This is a genomic window from Neisseria sp. P0021.S007, assembly GCF_051956855.1.
The window spans coordinates 1-506 of the sequence record NZ_JBQCXA010001279.1 but is presented as its reverse complement, the minus strand read 5'-3'; the positions used below and the strand labels follow the sequence as shown (position 1 = coordinate 506).

The following is a 506-nucleotide window of genomic DNA, read 5'->3' as shown; positions in this document are numbered from 1 at the left end:
GGCGGGAATCCATCGGTAAAGTTCGGCTGCCTTATTTATTTTTGGTTTTTCTGTTGCCGTGCGGTGGATTCCCGCCTGCGCGGGAATGACGGCAACAGCGTAGTTCAGATTTTCAGACGACTCCTCAACCCTTCGCCTCCGAACGCCTGCTCAACGCCCACTGCATCACGTTCAGCGCAAACAAAATCACAAACGAAACCAGCAGCATAAACAACGCCACCGCCGACGCGCCTTGTACGTCGAACTGTTCCAGCTTGCCCGTAATAATCAGCGGCAGGATTTCGGAAACCATCGGAATGTTGCCCGCGATAAAAATTACCGAGCCGTATTCCCCCGTTGCCCGCGCGAACATCATGCCCGCGCCGGTTAAGAGCGCCGGCGTGATTTCCGGCAGCAGTACGCGGCGGAACGTCGTGAAGCGGTTTGCGCCCAAAGTCGCCGCCGCTTCCTCATAGTCGCCCGACAATTCCTCCAATACCGGCTGCACGGCGCGGACGATAAAGGGT

At 57.1% G+C, this 506-nt stretch carries 1 protein-coding gene; it reads right to left on the bottom strand.

Going from position 1 to position 506, the window contains the following annotated elements; genetic code table 11:
• Window positions 1-124: 124 nt before the first annotated feature.
• A partial coding sequence (locus ACTHUR_RS18730; RefSeq protein WP_440400276.1) for an ABC transporter permease subunit occupies window positions 125-506 on the bottom strand: 382 nt, incomplete at its 5' end.